General features: G+C 74.2%; 13 protein-coding genes. 9 read left to right on the forward strand and 4 right to left on the reverse strand.

Going from position 1 to position 16,919, the window contains the following annotated elements; genetic code table 11:
• The first annotated feature begins 69 nt into the window (after positions 1 to 69).
• From IE124_RS18595 to IE124_RS18625, 7 genes are all read left to right on the forward strand, one after another.
• Entirely contained in the window at positions 70 to 834 is a 765-nt protein-coding gene (locus IE124_RS18595; protein WP_229832567.1) for a crotonase/enoyl-CoA hydratase family protein, read from the forward strand.
• Positions 831 to 2,816, forward strand: coding sequence for an acetoacetate--CoA ligase (locus tag IE124_RS18600; RefSeq protein WP_189508890.1), 1,986 nt, complete (start codon positions 831 to 833; stop codon positions 2,814 to 2,816). The genes IE124_RS18595 and IE124_RS18600 overlap by 4 nt, the downstream gene beginning before the upstream one ends.
• Complete coding sequence (locus tag IE124_RS18605) at positions 2,813 to 3,697, forward strand: 3-hydroxyacyl-CoA dehydrogenase NAD-binding domain-containing protein (protein WP_189508891.1); 885 nt, start codon at positions 2,813 to 2,815, stop codon at positions 3,695 to 3,697. The genes IE124_RS18600 and IE124_RS18605 overlap by 4 nt, the downstream gene beginning before the upstream one ends.
• Before the next feature lie 8 nt (positions 3,698 to 3,705).
• The gene (locus tag IE124_RS18610) at positions 3,706 to 4,602 is read left to right on the forward strand and encodes an amidohydrolase family protein (RefSeq protein WP_189508892.1); all 897 of its coding nucleotides are present in this window, start codon (positions 3,706 to 3,708) and stop codon (positions 4,600 to 4,602) included.
• A gap of 118 nt (positions 4,603 to 4,720) precedes the next feature.
• The gene (locus IE124_RS18615; protein ID WP_189508893.1) at positions 4,721 to 6,514 is read left to right on the forward strand and encodes an aminotransferase class I/II-fold pyridoxal phosphate-dependent enzyme; all 1,794 of its coding nucleotides are present in this window, start codon (positions 4,721 to 4,723) and stop codon (positions 6,512 to 6,514) included.
• A gap of 62 nt (positions 6,515 to 6,576) precedes the next feature.
• Entirely contained in the window at positions 6,577 to 7,317 is a 741-nt protein-coding gene (locus tag IE124_RS18620; RefSeq protein WP_189509181.1) for a phosphatidate cytidylyltransferase, read from the forward strand.
• A gap of 169 nt (positions 7,318 to 7,486) precedes the next feature.
• Entirely contained in the window at positions 7,487 to 8,401 is a 915-nt protein-coding gene (locus IE124_RS18625) for an adenosine kinase (RefSeq protein WP_189508894.1), read from the forward strand.
• A 25-nt stretch (positions 8,402 to 8,426) separates the two neighbouring features.
• Here the strand turns inward: IE124_RS18625 and IE124_RS18630 are convergent, their stop codons facing one another.
• From IE124_RS18630 to IE124_RS18645, 4 genes are read right to left on the reverse strand one after another with little or no spacing between them, the layout of a single operon-like run.
• Positions 8,427 to 10,001: an amidohydrolase gene (locus tag IE124_RS18630; protein WP_189508895.1), complete on the reverse strand. Its 1,575-nt coding sequence runs from the start codon at positions 9,999 to 10,001 to the stop codon at positions 8,427 to 8,429.
• Between the two features lie 46 nt (positions 10,002 to 10,047).
• The gene (locus tag IE124_RS18635; protein ID WP_229832568.1) at positions 10,048 to 10,938 is read right to left on the reverse strand and encodes an ABC transporter ATP-binding protein; all 891 of its coding nucleotides are present in this window, start codon (positions 10,936 to 10,938) and stop codon (positions 10,048 to 10,050) included.
• The gene (locus IE124_RS18640) at positions 10,935 to 12,071 is read right to left on the reverse strand and encodes a FecCD family ABC transporter permease (protein WP_189508896.1); all 1,137 of its coding nucleotides are present in this window, start codon (positions 12,069 to 12,071) and stop codon (positions 10,935 to 10,937) included. Before IE124_RS18640 ends, IE124_RS18635 begins: the two co-directional genes overlap by 4 nt.
• Positions 12,068 to 13,135, reverse strand: a complete 1,068-nt coding sequence (locus IE124_RS18645) for a FecCD family ABC transporter permease (protein WP_370468785.1) — start codon at positions 13,133 to 13,135, stop codon at positions 12,068 to 12,070. The genes IE124_RS18640 and IE124_RS18645 overlap by 4 nt, the downstream gene beginning before the upstream one ends.
• A 157-nt stretch (positions 13,136 to 13,292) precedes the next feature.
• Between IE124_RS18645 and IE124_RS18650 the strand changes: the two genes are divergently transcribed.
• Both IE124_RS18650 and IE124_RS18655 read left to right on the forward strand, forming a co-directional pair.
• Positions 13,293 to 14,990 (forward strand): ABC transporter ATP-binding protein, encoded by a 1,698-nt coding sequence (locus IE124_RS18650; RefSeq protein WP_189508897.1) that lies wholly within the window; start codon positions 13,293 to 13,295, stop codon positions 14,988 to 14,990.
• A gap of 50 nt (positions 14,991 to 15,040) precedes the next feature.
• On the forward strand, positions 15,041 to 16,870 hold the full coding sequence (locus tag IE124_RS18655; RefSeq protein WP_229832572.1) for an ABC transporter ATP-binding protein: 1,830 nt from the start codon (positions 15,041 to 15,043) through the stop codon (positions 16,868 to 16,870).
• Positions 16,871 to 16,919 lie beyond the last annotated feature (49 nt).

The following is a 16,919-nucleotide window of genomic DNA, read 5'->3' on the forward strand; positions in this document are numbered from 1 at the left end:
GCAAACCCCCTTGCGTGACGGCGGGGCGCCCTCTGATACTCAGGATTCCTGATGATTGAGGAGCCCTTCTTGAGCACGCTTTCGATCGACCGCCGCGACGGAGTGGCGGTCCTGACGCTCTGCCGCCCGGCCAAGCGCAACGCCCTCGACGACGCCACCGTCCTGCGCATCGAGGAGTTCTTCCGCAAGCCGGGCCCGGACGTCCGGGCCGTCGTCCTGGACGCCGAGGGCGACCACTTCTCGGCCGGGCTCGATCTCGGCGAGCTGACCGAGCGGTCCACCGAGGAGGCCCTGGAGCACTCGCTCATGTGGCACCGCGTGTTCGACACGATCGAGGGCGGGCGGGTGCCCGTGGTGACCGCGCTGAAGGGCGCGGTCATCGGCGGCGGTCTGGAGCTGGCGGCCGCCGCGCACCTCCGCGTGGCCGACCCGACCACGTTCTACGCCCTGCCGGAAGGGCAGCGGGGCCTCTTCGTCGGCGGTGGCGGCTCGGTCCGCGTGCCCCGGCTGATCGGGGCGCACCGGATGGCGGACATGATGCTCACCGGCCGCGTCCTCGACGCCGCCGAGGGCCAGGCCGTCGGCCTCTCGCACTACCTGACCGAGGAGGGCGGGGCACGCGCCAAGGCCCTGGAGCTCGCGGAGCGGATCGCGGCCAACGCGCCGCTGACCAACTTCGCCGTCCTCCAGGCGCTCCCCCGCATCGCCGAGGCCTCGCCCGCCGGCGGCCTCCTGCTCGAGTCCCTCATGGCCGCCGTCGCCGCCGGCAGCACCGACGCCCAGGAGAGGATGCGGGCCTTCCTCGACGGCCGCGCCGGAAAGGTCACCCGATGAGCGAGATCCTCAGCACCCCCGGTCCCCGGGTCAGGGAAGAGTCGGAGATCGGGCGCTACCTCCGCTGGCTGGAGGCGGAGCGGCAGCTGTCGTTCCCGGACTACGACAGCCTGTGGCAGTGGTCCGTCACCGACCTGGAGGGCTTCTGGTCCTCCGTCTGGGAGTTCTTCGACGTCCGTCCGCACACCCCGCCCACCGCCGTCCTGGGCCGCAGGTCCATGCCGGACACCGAGTGGTTCCCGGGCGCGACCCTCAACTACGCCGAGCACGCCCTCGGGCGCGAGGATTCCGCCGAGGACGCCGCCGCCGTCGCGGTCGTCGCCCACTCCCAGACGCGGGCGCCGGTCGAGCTGACCTTCGGCGAGCTCCGCGACCGGGTCGCCCGGGCCCGCGCCGGGCTCCTCCGCCTCGGCGTCCGCAAGGGCGACCGGGTCGTCGCCTATCTGCCGAACATCCCCGAGACGCTCGTCGCCTTCCTCGCCACGGCGAGCATCGGCGCGGTCTGGGCGGCCTGCGCACCGGAGTTCGGGCCGCGCAGCGTCGTCGACCGCTTCGCCCAGCTCGAACCGAAGGTGCTGCTCACCGTCGCCGGCTACCACTACGGGGAGCGGGACGTCGACCGCCGTACCGAGGTCGCGGAGATCGCGGCGCAGCTCCCGACCGTGGAGCGGGTCGTCCACGTCCCCTACGGCCCGCACACCGTGCCCGACGCCCTGGGCTGGGCGGAGCTGCTCGCGGAGCCGGCCACCGGTCCCCTCGTCTTCGAACCGGTGCCGTTCGACCACCCGCTGTTCGTGCTGTTCTCCTCCGGCACCACGGGCATCCCCAAGGCGATCGTCCACCGCCACGGCGGGATCCTCCTTGAGCACCTGAAGAACAACGCACTGAGCTGGGACCTGAAGCCGGGCGACCGCATGCTCTGGTTCAGCACGACCGCCTGGATGCTGTGGAACACCCTGGTCTCGGCGCTGCTCGTGCGCGCCTCGATCGTCATGATCGACGGCAATCCGGTCCACCCGGAGCTGCGGGAGCAGTGGCGGATCGCCGAGGAGACGGGGGCCACGCTCATGGGCGTCAGCCCCGGCTATCTGATGGCCTGCCGCAAGGCCGGCGTCCGGCCCGCCGAGGAGTTCGACCTGTCGAAGCTGCGGCAGCTCGGCGCGGCGGGCAGCCCGCTCGCGGCCGACGGGTTCCGCTGGGTGGCCGAGCAGTTCGGCGACCGGGTGCTCCTGAACGTCGGCTGCGGCGGCACCGACGTGTGCACCGGCATCCTCCAGGGCAGCCCGCTCCAGACCGTGCGCGCCGGGGAGATCTCCGGCCCGTGCCTCGGGGTCGCGGCGTACGCCTACGACGGCGAGGGCAAGCGGGTCGTCGGCGAGCTGGGCGAGCTGGTGATCACCGAGCCGATGCCCTCGATGCCGGTCGGCTTCTGGGGCGACACGGACGGCTCCCGCTACCGGGCCGCGTACTTCGAGGAGTACCCGGGTGTGTGGCGGCACGGCGACTGGGTGCGGTTCGCGCCCGAGGGCCACTGCATCGTCGCCGGACGTTCCGACGCCACCCTCAACCGCGGCGGGGTCCGGCTCGGCACTGCCGAGTTCTACGCCGTCGTCGAGGACCTGCCCGAGGTCGACGACAGCCTCGTCGTCCACATCGAGGACCCCGAGGGCGGCAACGGCGAGCTGCTGCTGTTCGTCGCGGGCCCCGTCGAACTCGACGACGCCCTCCGGACGAAGATCGCCCGGACGCTGCGCTCGGCGCTGTCGCCGCGGCACGTCCCCGACGTGATCGAGCGGGTGCCGGCCGTCCCGCGCAACCGCACCGGCAAGAAGCTGGAGGTGCCGGTCAAGCGGATCCTCCTCGGCGCGGCCCCCGAGGCCGTCGCGAGCACCGACGTCCTCGCCGACCCCCGCTCCCTCGACACCTTCGTCGCGTACGCCGCCACCCGCGGCGGCACGGTGGAGCCCGGGAGCGCGTCGTGAAGGTCGCCGTCGTCGGGACCGGCGTCATCGGGGCCTCCTGGACCACCCTCTTCCTCGCCCACGGGCACGAGGTCGTCGCCACCGACCCGGCGCCCGGCGCGGAGGACCGGCTGCGCGCGGCCGTCACCGCCGACCAGACCCGGCTGACGTTCACCCCGGACCTCGCCGAGGCCGTCGCGGACGCCGGTTTCGTCCAGGAGAACGGCCCCGAGCGCCCCGACCTGAAGGACGAGGTCTTCGCCGCCCTCGACGCGGCAGCCCCGCCGGAGACGGTCCTGGCGAGCAGCTCCTCCGGGCTGCTCCCGTCACGGATCCAGCGGGCCTGCGCGGCCCACCCCGAACGGGTCCTCGTCGGGCACCCGTTCAACCCGCCGCACCTCATCCCGCTGGTCGAGGTCGTGCCGGGCGAGCGGACGGGCGAGGCCGCCGTCGAGGCCGCCATGCGGTTCTACCGCGGTCTCGGCCGGCGGCCGATCCGGCTGCGCCAGGAGCTGCCCGGGCACGTCGCGAACCGGCTGCAGGCGGCACTGTGGCGCGAGGCGTACTCCCTGGTCGACCGGGGCGCGGCCACCGTCGCCGACATCGACACGGCCATCGCGCACGGACCCGGCCTGCGCTGGGCGCTGCTCGGGCCGTTCCTCAACCAGCACCTCTCGGGCGGCGCGGGCGGCATCGCGCACGTACTCGAACACCTCGGCCCGCCCATGGAGGAGTGGTGGGCGGACCTCGGCTCGCCGCGCCTCACGCCCGAGCTGGCCGACAAGATCACCCAGGGCGTCGCGGAGGAGCTGGCGGGGACCGCCGAGGCCGGACTCGTCGCCGACCGCGACGCGCTCCTCGCCCTCCTGCTCGACGCCAAGAACCGGACCGACCACCTGTGAGCACGCCGATGAACCCCCAGACCCCCCTGAGCCCCCGGACCCCGCTCGACCCCACCGGGCTGACGGCGATCGACTTCCACGTCCATGTGGAGCAGGACGCCCACGGCCATCTCGCGCTCGACGCCGAGCTGATGGACGCCTCGGCCGCGTACTTCAAGTCCGGCCAGGACCGCACCCCGACCGTCGAGCGCCTCGCGGCCCACTACCGCGAGCGGCGGATGGCCGCCGTGATCTTCACGGTGGACGCCACGACGGGCCTCGGCCACCCGGGCCTGTCCAGCGAGGAGATCGCCGCCGCCGCGGCCGGGCACCCCGACGTCCTCATCCCGTTCGGCTCGGTCGACCCGCACCGTCCCGACGCCGTCGACCGGGCCCGCGCGCTCGTCCTCGACCACGGCGTCCGCGGCTTCAAGTTCCACCCGAGCCTCCAGGCCTTCGCGCCGAACGCCCCCGAGCACTACCCGCTCTACGAGGCGCTCCAGGAGCTGGGCGTCCCCGCGCTGTTCCACACCGGGCAGACCGGCATCGGCGCGGGCCTGCCCGGCGGGCGGGGCATCAAGCTGCGCTACTCGGACCCGATGCTCCTGGACGACGTCGCCGCCGACTTCCCCGGCCTGACGATCATCCTGGCGCACCCGTCGGTGCCGTGGCAGGACGAGGCGATCTCCATGGCCACGCACAAGGCCAACGTCCACATCGACCTGTCGGGCTGGTCGCCGAAGTACTTCCCGCCGCAGCTCGTCAGGGCGGCCGGCTCCTTCCTCCGGCACAAGGTGCTGTTCGGCTCGGACTTCCCCGTCGTGACGCCGGACCGGTGGCTGGCCGACTTCGACGAGCTCGACATCAAGCCCGAGGTCCGGCCGCTGATCCTCAAGGAGAACGCCGTCCGTCTCCTCGGCCTCTGACCTGCCGGCCGACCGCGCCTCAACCCCCCCTGCACCCGGGTGAGTACGCGTACTCAGGCGCCGTCGGCCGGGCTCGCCCATGCTGGTGCGCGAACACCGGATCTTCACAGGGGAGCGCATGGACCGCACGAACCGCGGCGAACACACCGGCCACGCCTTGCAGGTGCGTGTCGCCACGCCTCAGGACCGCGACTGGATCCACGAACTCCGCCATCGCGTGTACGCGGAGGAGCTCGGACAGCATCCGGTGGCCCCGTCGGGGCGGCTGTCCGACGGCCTCGACGACGAGAACGTCTGTCTCGTGGCCGCGCGCGGCGAGACCCGGATCGGGTTCGTCAGCCTCACCCCGCCGTGGGTCGGCCGCTACTCGCTGGACAAGTACCTGACGCGCGAGGAGCTGCCGGTCCTGACGGACGAGGCGCCGTTCGAGATCCGCATCCTGACCGTCGAGGAGCGGTGGCGGTCGACCGCGGCGGCGCCGCTCCTCATGTACGCGGCGCTGCGCTGGGCCGCCGCACGGGGCGGGCGCCGCGTGGTGGCGATGGGACGCACCGAGCTGCTCGACATGTACCTCGCCACCGGGCTGCGGCCGTCGGGGCACACGGTCCGCTCGGGCGCCGTCTCCTTCGAGGTGCTGAGCGGCTCCGTGGCCGAGCTGACGCGGACGGTCGGGGAGCGCCACGGCCGGGCCCTGGAGCGGCTGCGGGCGGACCTCGACTGGCGGTTGGACGTGCCGTTCGCGCCGCGCGCGGACGGCTGCGAGCACGGCGGCGCCTTCTTCTCGGCGATCGGTACGGACTTCCGGACGCTGCCCCGTCGTCACGAGGTCGTCCCGGCCGACGTGCTGGACGCCTGGTTCCCGCCGTCCCCGGAGGTCCGCGCGGTCCTGTCGGAGGATCCGGGGTGGGCGGCCCGGACCTCTCCGCCGACCGGCGCGGAAGGGCTGCTCGCGGAGATCGCCGCGGTCCGCGGGCTGCCCGTGGAGTCGCTGGCCGTCGGGGCGGGTTCGTCCGACCTGATCTTCCGGGCGTTCGGCCGGTGGCTGACACCGGCGAGCCGGGTGCTTCTGCTGGACCCGAGCTACGGCGAGTACGCCCATGTCACCGAGCGGGTCATCGGCTGCCGGGTCGACCGGCTGCGGCTGCGCCGGGAGGACGGCTGGGTCATCGATCCGGCCCGGCTCGCCGCCGCGACCCGCGGCGGACGGTACGACCTCGTGGTGGTGGTCAACCCGAACAACCCGACCGGCCGCCACGCTCCCGCCGAGGCGCTGCGCGCGGTGATCGCGGACTCGCCCGCCACGACCCGGTGGTGGATCGACGAGGCGTACCTGGGCTACGTCGATCCGGCGGACTCGCTGGCCGAACTCGCCTCCGTCGACCCCCGGGTCGTCGTCTGCACCTCGCTGTCGAAGATGTACGCGCTGTCGGGGATGCGGGCCGCGTATCTGGTGGCCGACCCGGAGACCGCCGCGGAGCTGCGCCGCTGGACGCCGCCGTGGCCGGTGAGCCTGCCGGCCCAGCTGGCCGCCGTGACCGCGCTGCGCGACCCCGCGTACTACGCGGAGCGCTGGGCGCGCACCGCGGTGCTGCGCCGCGAGCTCGCCGCCGGTCTCCTGGAGCTCGACGGCTTCGCCTCGGTCGACGAGGGCGTGTCGAACTTCCTGACGGTGACGCTGCGGCGGGGCGGGCCGAGCGCGGCCCGCATGGTGGGCGAGTGCCGCCGTCACGACGTGTACCTGCGGGACCTGTCGCCGATGTCCCCCTCCTACGAGGGGCGGACCGTCCGCATCGCCGTCCGCGACCGGGTGGAGAACGCGCGGATCGTCGCGGCGTGCCGGAGCGCCTTGGATGCGCTGGAGGCGGAGACGCCGGCGCCGTCGGCGGCGGTGGGCGGGCGGGGCGCTCTGTGACGACGACCGTCGCCGGTCTCGTGCCGTACCTCGGCGGGGCGCTGGCGGCCGGCGGGCTCGCGGTGGCGGCGACCCGGCGGCGCGAGCTGATGGTCCGGTGGTGTGTGTGGGCGCTCGGAGTGCCCCTGGTCACCGCCGCGTTCTGGCTCGGCCCGGCGGGGACCGCGGTGCTCTCGGCGGTGGTCGGGGTGGTCGCGGTGGTGGAGTACGGGGCGCTGCTGCGGCTGGGTCCGGTGGACCGGGTGGCGCTCGGCGCGGCGGTCGTCGCGCTCGTCCTGAGCGCCTGGCTGGCCCCCGATGAGGTCCTGCGGGTGGCGGCCGTCGGGGCGCTCGTGATCGCCGGGGTGCCGCTGCTGGCGGGCGACGCGGAGCACGGGCTCCGCCGCCTCGGGGCGGGCCTGCTCGGGCTCGTGTGGCTGGGCGCTCTGGCCGGGCTCGTGCCGTCCGGGGCCCTGGGGCTCGTCCTGTTCGTGGCCGTGTCGATCGCCGACATCGTCGCCTTCGCGGCGGGTCCCCGCCTCGGCGGCCCCCGGCTCTCCCCGCTCTCGCCCGCCAAGCGGTGGAGCGGCACGCTCGCCGGGGCCGCGGCCGGTCTCGGGACGCTCGCCGCGCTGTCGTCCCTGACGTGGCAGACGGCGGTGGCCGTGGCGGTCGGCGGGCCGCTCGGGGACCTGCTGGAGTCGATGGTCAAGCGCGGTGCCGGCGCGAAGGACTCCGGCCGGTGGCTCGCCGGCTCGGGCGGCCTGCTGGACCGGATCGACTCCCTCCTCATGGCTCTGGCGGTGCTGCTGGTCCTGAGCTGAGCGGACGCCGCCGCGAGCCGAGCCGCCGCCGACCGCCGGCGGAACCGCGACAACTTGCTGAAATTTGCGGCAAGTTCTTGCTTCGCTCCGGGTCGGCTGCTTGACTCGCCTCCGTTCGGCGGGAGTCGCGCCACCCCTCCGACCACAGCGCCAGTCGAGAGGAACAGCGATGACCAGCGAGTACGACGTCCTCGTCCTGGGAGGGGCCGGCGTCGACACGATCGTCCACGTCCCCGAACTGCCCCTGCCGTACGCCGACAGCTACATGATCCGACCGGGCATCGAGACCCGCGCCGGGCAGACCGGCGACTTCGTCGCCCTGGGCCTGAGCGCCCTCGGCCTGCGGACGCACCACCTCGACATGATCGGCGACGACCCGTACGGCGACCTCGTCCGCGCCTTCCACCGCGACCGCGGCATCGGCTTCACCGAAGTGCCCCAGCCCGGCGGGACGAAGCGGGCCGTCAACCTCGTCGGCCCGGACGGCCGCCGGCTCTCGCTCTACGACGACACCCGCTCCCGGGAGTCGGACCGGCTCCCCGAGGAACTGGTCCGCTCCCTGGCAGCGGTGAGCCGGCACGCGCACGTCTCGATCACCTACCCGTGCGCCTTCGCCCTGCCCGCACTCCGCGACGCGGGGCTCACGATCTCCACGGACCTGCACAACTGGGACGGCGAGAACCCCTATCACGAGCCGTTCGCCTACGGCGCCGACCTCGTCTTCGTCTCCACCACGGCCCTGGCGGACAAGGAGAAGACCATGCGCCGGATCCTGGAGCGGGGGCGGGCCGAGGCCGTGGTCGCCACCGCCGGGGCGGAAGGCGCGTACCTGCTGACCGCCGACGGCCTCACGCACGTCCCCGCCGTCACGCCGCACGCCCCGGTGGTGGACTCCAACGGCGCGGGCGACGCCTTCGCCGCCGGCTTCCTCTTCGGCCGGCTCACCGGCGAGGACCTGGGCCGGTGCGCGCTGTACGGATCGGTGGCCGGCGCCTACGCGTGCACCGTACCGGCGACCGCCGTCGACGCCGTCGACCGCGCGGGGCTCCTCCGGGAGGCGGCCGGGCCGGCGCCGCGTCCCTGAGGCGCGGCCGGCCACCGGGCGGACCTCAGGCCTTTCCCGTCCGAGCTCGGTGCCCGTCCACGTACGTCGCCACGATCTCGATGTCGCCGATCCGCGCCGGGTCGACGCGCCTGGGGTCGTCTCCGAGGACCACGAAGTCCGCGCGCTTGCCCGGGCTCAGGCTGCCCGCGGTGTCGTCCCAGCGGCAGGCGTACGCGCCGGCGACGGTGTAGGCGTGCAGGGCCTCGTCGACGGTCACGGCCTCGTCGGGGCCGATCCGGCGGCCGGAGAGGGAGGCCCGCTCGACCATGAACTGCACGGCCCTCAGCGGCGAGCCGTCCGTGACCGGGCGGTCCGAGCTGCCGACGAGGGTGACGCCGTGGTCCAGGAAGCCCCGGCCCCGGTACATCCACGGTGCCCGCCGCTCCCCCATGATCCGTGAGTAGTCGTCGCCGAAGTAGCGCAGGAAGTTGGGCTGGACCACGGCGCTGAGGCCGAGTCGCGCGAAGCGGGGCAGCTGGTCGGGCCGGATCAGCCCGGCGTGCTCGATCCGGTGCCGGGCTTCGGGGCGGGGCCGCAGGTCCTGGGCCCGCTCCAGGGCGTCGAGGGCGAGGTCGGCGGCGCGGTCCCCGATGGCGTGGACGGCGAGCTGCCAGCCGGCGAGGTGGCCGTCCACGATCAGTTCCGCGATCCGCTCGGGTTCGTCCTGGAGCTGCCCGGTGGTGGTCATGCCCTCGTACGGGGCGGTGAGCGCCGCCGTACGGGCCATCATCCCGCCGTCCGTGTAGATCTTGAGCGCGCCGAGGGACAGCCAGTCGTCGCCGAAGCCGGTCCGCAGGCCGAGGTCGAGGGCGCGGGGGATGCCGTCGTCGCGGTGCGCGGCGCGCGGGCTCAGGGTGTCACCCGCGGCCATCAGCTGGACCCGCAGGGGCAGCCGCCCCTGGTCCCTGAGCAGTTGGTAGGCGCCGAGCTCGACCGGGCTGTGGCCGAGGAGCCCGCCGCCGATGCCGGCCTCGGCGACGGCGGTGATGCCCTCGGCGAGGCAGACGCGGGCCGCGTGCTCGACCGCGTCGGCGATCTCCTCCTGGGAGTAGGGCAGCCGGAGGCGGCGTACGGCGGTCATGGCGCTCTCGACCAGGAAGCCGTCCTCGTGCGGTACGTCGGCCGGAAGGAGCTCCAGGACGGCGCTGTTGACGACACAGGCGTGGCCGGAGTCGTGCATGAGGAAGAGTCTGCGTCCGTGGCCGACCCGGTCGAGCTCGGCCGCGGTGAGGTGCCGGCCCAGGGCCCGCTGGTCGTAGCCCGCGATGTCCACCCAGGCGCCGGGCGGCTTGCGCTCGGCGGCGTCCGCGACGACGGCGAGCACGTCCTCGACGCGCTCGCACGGGGCGATGCTCGGGGTGTTCGCCTTCAGGCCCGCCCACGCCATGTGCACATGGCTGTCGATGAAGCCGGGCAGCACGGTGGCGCCCTGGAGGTCGACGACCTCACGGGCGGTCAGCGAGGTCACGGCCTCGTCGAGGCCGACGATCCGGCCGCGCCAGATCCCCAGGTCGTGGGCGACGGGATGGTCCGGGTCCATCGTGAGGATGTGCGCGTTCGTCAGCCTCGTACAGAGCATGGGCGGTCCGTCCGGGTCGGTGGCGGCGGTGTCGGGGGCGACAGCGTCAGGGGGCCGGGGCGAGTGCGGTGGCGCCGGGCGCGGGCGCGTACCGCTTGGGCGCCGCCGGCACCATCAGCGGGGTGCCCGTCTCCGGGTCGTCGATGATCCGGCAGGGCAGGCCGAACACGTCCTCGACGAGCTCGGCGGTCATGACGGTCGACGGGTCGCCCTGGGCCGCGATCACGCCCCCGGGCCGCATCACGATGAGGTGCGTGGCGTAGCGGCACGCCTGGTTGAGGTCGTGGAGGACCGCGACGACGGTGTGGCCCCGGCGGGCGTGGAGTTCGGCGCACAGGTCGAGGACCTCGACCTGGTGGGCGATGTCCAGGAAGGTCGTCGGTTCGTCGAGCAGGAGGATCGAGGTCTGCTGGGCCAGGACCATGGACAGCCACACGCGCTGGCGCTGGCCGCCGGAGAGGTCGTCGACGGGCCGGTCGGCGAGTTCGAGGACGCCGGTCTGCCGCATCGCCTCGACCACGGCCGCCTCGTCGTCGGCCGACCACTGCTTCAGCATGCCCTGGTGCGGGTAGCGGCCGCGGGCGACGAGGTCCCCGACGGTGATGCCGCCGGGCGCGGTGGAGGACTGCGGGAGCAGCCCGAGGCGGCGGGCGACCTCGCGGGAGCGGTAGGAGCCGATGGCGCGGCCGTCCAGGTGGACCTGTCCGGCGCGGGGCCTGAGCATCCGGGCGAGGGCGGTGAGGAGCGTGGACTTGCCGCAGGCGTTCGGGCCGATGATCACGGTGAAGGAGTGGTCGGGGATGTCGACGCTCAGGCCGGTGGCCACGGTCCGCTGGTCGTAGGAGAGGGTCAGGTCCTCGGCGCGCAGGCGGGATGCCGGAGGGTTCGCCGGACCGGTCGCGGTCGGGTTCGTCGGACGCTTCGCTGTTGCTGTCATGCGCGGCTCTTTCGCGACTCGGTGACCAGTAGCCAGATGAGGTAGAGCCCGCCGACGCAGCCGGTCGCCGTGCCGACGGGGAGGAGCGCGGGGGCGAAGAGGCGCTGCACGGCGAGGTCGCTCAGGGCGAGCATGACCGCGCCCATGAGGGCGGACGGCAGCAGGGCGGGCCCGGACGAGCCGGTGAGTCTGCGGGCCACCTGGGGCGCGGCCAGGGCGACGAACCAGATGGGGCCGGTGACGGCGGTGGCGAAGGCGGCGAGGGCGACGCTGATGACCAGGAGCAGGGTGCGGGTGCGTGCCACGTCGACGCCGAGGGCCATGGCCGTGGTGTCGCCCATCTCCACCATGGAGAGGCGGCGGGAGAGGAGGAGGGCGAGTGGCAGCAGGACGGCGACGGCGATGCCGATGGCGGTGGCGTGCGTCCAGAGCCGGTTGCCCAGGCTGCCGATGAGCCAGGCCTGCGCCTCCAGGGCCTCCTGGAAGGTGGCCCGGGTGATCAGGTACGAGTTGACGGCGAGGAGGAGGGCGCTGACGCCGATGCCGACGACGACCAGCCGGAATCCCTGGATGCCCCGGCCGAGCATGAGGAGGTGGACGGCGAGGGCGGTGGCGAGGCCGCCGGCCAGCGCGCCGATCGCGATCTGCGTCATGCTGCCGTGGAGCACGACGATGACGACGAGCGCGCCCACGGCCGAGCCGTTGGTGAAGCCGATGATGTCGGGGCTGCCGAGGGGATTGCCGGTGATGCTCTGCAGGATGGCACCGCTGACGGCGAGGGCGGCGCCGACGCAGAGCGCGGTCAGGAGCCGGGGCATGCGCAGGGTGTTGACGACGAAGTCGGCGATGCCCGAGCCGTTGCCGGTGAGCGCCTCGACGACCTCTCCGACGGTGAGGTCGAAGTCGCCGGTGGTGAGGGTGATGCCGGCGACGGCGAGGAGCGCGGCGAGGAGGGCGGCGGTGACGGCGACGGTCCGGCCCCGGACGAGCAGGGAGACGGCCCCCGAGGGCGTACGGAGGACCCGGCCGCTGACCACCCGGGACGGGGCCGGGGCGGAGTCGGAGGCGGTGGCGGACCCGTCCCCGGAGCCGGGCGGGGGTCCGGAGGCCTTCGCCTCCCGTACGGCAGTCACAGCATGACCAGCTTTCGGCGGCGGCACAGGGCGATGAAGAGGGGCGCTCCGATGAACGCGGTGACGATGCCGACCTGCACCTCGCCGGGGGCTCCGAGGATCCGGCCGAGGACGTCGGAGCCGATGAGGAGGACCGGGGCGATGAGCATCGAGTACGCGAACACCCACCGCTGGTCGGGGCCGACGACGAAGCGGGCGACGTGCGGGACGGCGAGCCCCACGAAGCCGATCGGTCCGGCGGCGGCGGTCGCGGCGCCGCACAGGAGCATCACGGCGACGGCGCCGAGGGCTCGGGTCCGGCCGACGTTCACGCCGAGGGCCCGGCCCATCTGGTCGCCCATGGCGAGGGCGTTGAGCGAGGGGGCGAGGACGAGGGCGATGACCAGGCCGGCCCCGATGAAGGGAAGGGCCATCAGGACGATCTCGTAGTAGCGGCCCGCGAGGGAGCCGACGGTCCAGAAGCGGAACTGGTCGAAGGCCCTGGGGTCCAGCAGCAGGATCGCCCAGTTGAAGGCGTACAGCACCGCCGTGACGGCGGCGCCGGCGACGACGAGCCGCTCGGGCGAGGCGAGTTTCCGGCCGGAGGAGCCGAGCAGGTAGACCCCGACGGACGCGGCGGCGGCGCCGGCGAGCGCGAACCAGACGTAGCCGAGGGGTGTGCCGATGCCGAAGAAGGCGATGGCCACCACCACGCCGGCGGAGGCGCCGAGGTTGACGCCGAGCATGCCGGGGTCGGCGAGCGGGTTCCGGGTCAGGGCCTGCATCAGCGCGCCGGCGAGACCGAGCGCCATGCCGACGAGCATGCCGAGGAGAGTCCGGGGGATGCGGTAGTCATGGACGATCACCGACGTCTCCGAGCCGTCGGGGTTCCACAGGACGTGCCAGGTGGCGGTGAAGGGGATGCCTCGGGTGCCGACCCAGACGCTGACGAGGGAGACGAGGACGAGAGCGGCGACGCCTAACAGGAGGCCGAGGCTCCGGAGCGTGACCCCGGTGCGGCCCGAGTGGGGTGCGGCGTCGTCGGCCTTCCCGACCTGTTCGCGGGACTGGACGGACAACGACAGCTCCCCTTACGGCAGTTGGCGCGTGGGGCGGGCCCCGCGGTAACGACCTGACAAGCCGGTACTTAGGTGAGCCTAACTGACCAACTGCGGCCGGTCAACGCTCGACAGGTCAGAGTAGGCTTACCTAACCATTCACTCGTCTCCGTGGAGGAGTCACATGCCAACGGCCGTACCGACAGGGGCAGTTGTCCTCGGTCGAGCGATCAGAGGGCAACGCCCCCGCGTCATCGCGGCTTCCCTGCTCGGCATGACCCACCAAGGCTGCGAGGCCCTGGTCCCGGTCGTCATCGGTGTCATCATCGACTCGGCCGTGGCGACCGGCTCCTCCGCGTCCCTGCTGCGCTGGCTCGTCGTCCTCGCGGCCCTCTTCCTCGTCCTCTCCACGTGCTATCGCACGAGCGCGCGGATCACCGAGGGCGCCGGCGAGCAGGCCGCGCACCGGCTCCGCCTGGAGCTGGCCACGCGCGTCCTCGACCCCCGGGGCGGCGCCGAGACGAACCGGCTCCCCGGCGCCCTGACCAGCATCGCCACCAACGACGCCCGCCGGGTCGGCTCGGTCGCGACCGCCATCTCGTACGGGGTGTCGGCGGTCGCCGCCCTCGTCATCAGCGCCGTCGCCCTGCTCCGGATCTCCGTCCCGCTCGGTCTGCTCGTCCTCCTCGGCATCCCGCCGCTGCTCTGGCTCGGGCACCGCATCAGCCGCCCGCTGGAGCGGCGCAGCGAGACCGAGCAGGAGCGCGCCGCCCACGCCTCGGGCGTCGCGGCGGACCTCGTCGCGGGGCTGCGCGTCCTCAAGGGCATGGGCGCCGAGTCCGCGGCCGTCGCCCGCTACCGCACCACGAGCCAGGACTCGCTGGCCGCCGCCCTGCGCGCGGCCCGCAGCCGGGCCGGGCACGAGGGCGCGGTCCTCGCCCTGACGGGCGTCTTCATCGCCGTGATCGGCCTGGTGGGGGCCTACCTCGCCATGGACGGCAGCATCAGCGTCGGCGAGCTGGTGGCCGCCGTGGGTCTGGCGCAGTTCCTCCTCGGACCGTTCCAGCTCCTCACGTACGTCAACGCCGAGATCGCCCAGGGGCGGGCCTCCGCCCGGCGCATCGCGGAGGTGCTGGCCTCGCCCGTCACCGTCGAGGGCGGCGACGCCGTCCCGGCCGACGCGGCCGCCGGACACCTCGCGCTGCGCGGGGTGTCGCTCGGCGCCCTGCGCGGGGTGGACCTCGACCTGCCCGCCGGCGGGCTGACCGGCATCGTCACCAGGGACCCGGCGGCCGCCGCCGACCTGCTGCTCTGCCTGGCCCGCGAGAAGGACCCCGCCGAGGGCACGGTCGAGCTCGACGGCGTACCCCTGACCGGGCTCGACCCCGACGCGCTGCGCCGGGCGGTCCTGGTCGCCCACCACGACGCGGACCTGTTCGAGAGCACCCTCCTCGACAATGTCAGGTCCGGGGCCGACGGCGACACGACGGCGGTCGAGAGCGCCCTCGCGGCCTCCGCCGCCGACGACGTGGCCCGGCTGCTGCCGGACGGCGTGGACACCCTCCTCGCCGAGCGCGGCCGGTCCCTCTCCGGCGGCCAGCGCCAGCGCGTGGCGCTCGCCCGGGCACTCGCCGCCGACCGGTCCGTGCTCGTCCTGCACGATCCGACGACCGCCGTCGACACCGTCACCGAGTCGCGGATCGCGCACCGCCTGCGGGAGGTCCGCCGGGGCCGCACGACCGTCCTCGTCACCACCAGCCCCGCGCTCCTCGCGGTGACGGACCGGGTGGTGGTCCTGGAGGACGGCGCCGTGCGGGCGGACGGCCACCACAACGAACTGCTCGCCGCCGACGAGACGTACCGAGCGGCGGTGCTGGCATGACGACCGACGAGGACGCGCGTACGACGACGCCAGAGGAAACGGAACAGACCATGAGCGGAACCACCCAGGACCGCGCGCTCCTGCCGACCGCCACCGGCGCCGAGTGCGTGGCGGCGCTGCGCACCATGCTCCACGGCCACCGGCTGCTGGCCGTGGGCGCGCTCACCGTCCTCGTCGCCGGGACCGCCGTCGGGCTGCTGACCGCGCCCCTGCTCGGGCGCATCGTCGACCTCGTGGTGGAGCAGCGGGGGGCGCAGGCCCTGACCGTGCCGCTCGTCCTGCTCATCGCCGTCGCGGTCGCCCGTGGCGCGGCCACCGCGATCGGCGGCACGCTCGTCGCCCGGCTCGGCGAGACCGTGCTGGCGGCGCTGCGCGAGCAGTTCATCGAGCGGGCGCTGCGGCTGCCGCTCGAACGCGTCGAGGCGGCCGGCTCCGGCGACCTCGTCTCCCGGGTGACGAGCGACGTGACCATGATCGCGAAGTCGGTGCGGCAGGCCCTGCCCGAGTTCAGCCGGTCCGCGCTCACGATCCTGCTCACCTTCGCCGGACTCGCCGTGCTCGACTGGCGGTTCCTGCTCGCCGCGCTGCTCGCCGCGCCGGTGCAGGTCTTCTCCGTGCGGTGGTACATGCGCCGCTCCTCCCCCGTGTACGGCGAACACCGCATCGCCACCGGCGCCTTGCAGCACCAGCTGCTCGACAGCGTCGGCGGCGCGCGGACCGTCCGCGCCTTCCGGCTCGGCGGGACGCACTCCGGCCTCCTGGAGGAGCGGTCGGCGGCGGCGCGCGACCTCGGGCTGCGGGGCATCCACCTCGTCTCCGGCTTCTTCTCCCGGCTGAACCTCGCCGAGTTCATCGGCCTGGCCGCGATGCTCGCCACGGGCTTCGTCCTGGTCGACGGCGGCTCGGCGACCATCGGTACGGCCACGGCCGCGGCGCTGTACTTCCACAGCCTCTTCAACCCGATCAACGCCACGCTGTACCTCCTGGACGACGCCCAGTCCGCGGGCGCGAGCTTCGCCCGCCTGGTGGGCGTCTCGGCCCTCCCGGCCGAGCCCGCGCCGCAGGGGGCCGACACGCCCGTGGACGGCTCGATCACGGTCTCGGGGCTCAGCCACGCCTACGGTACGGGCGCTCCCGTGCTGCACGAGATCGACCTCACCGTGCGGAGCGGGGAGAGGGTCGCCCTGGTCGGCGCGAGCGGGGCGGGCAAGACGACCCTCGCGAAGGTCATCGCCGGGGTCCACGAGCCGACCTCCGGCTCGATCGCCCTCGGCGGCGTGCCCGTCGGGAAGCTCGGCCCGGCCGGGGTCCGGCGTGCGGTGACCCTCATCAGCCAGGAGGTCCACGTCTTCGCCGGCCCGCTCGCCGAGGACCTGCGCCTGGCCCGCCCCGAAGCCGACGACGAGGAACTGCGCGCGGCCCTGGCCAAGGTGGGCGCCCTGGAGTGGGCGGAGGCGCTGCCCGAGGGCCTGGCCACGGTCGTCGGGGAGGGCGGCCACCGGCTGACGGTGACGCAGGCACAGCACCTCGCCCTGGCCCGGCTGGTCCTCGCCGACCCGCCGGTCGCCATCCTCGACGAGGCGACGGCCGACGCGGGCAGCGCGGGCGCCCGGGTCCTGGAGGACGCAGCGGCCCGCGCCCTGGAGGGCCGCACGGCCCTGGTGGTGGCCCACCGCCTCCCCCAGGCGGCGACCGCCGACCGCGTCGTCGTCCTGGACGGGGGCCGCGTGGTGGAGAACGGCACCCACGAGACGCTGACCGCGGCCGGCGGCCACTACGCCGAGCTCTGGACGGCCTGGTCGGCCACCCGCCGCCACCCGGCGGAGAAGATCCCGAACCCCGCCACGACCACGGAGTCCCCGGTCTCACCGGCCGCCTGACACACAGCACGAAGGAGGGGCGTCACGACGGATCGTCGTGACGCCCCTC

The sequence above is a fragment of the Streptomyces narbonensis genome (assembly GCF_014649015.1).
Classification (GTDB): Bacteria; Actinomycetota; Actinomycetes; order Streptomycetales; family Streptomycetaceae; genus Streptomyces; species Streptomyces narbonensis.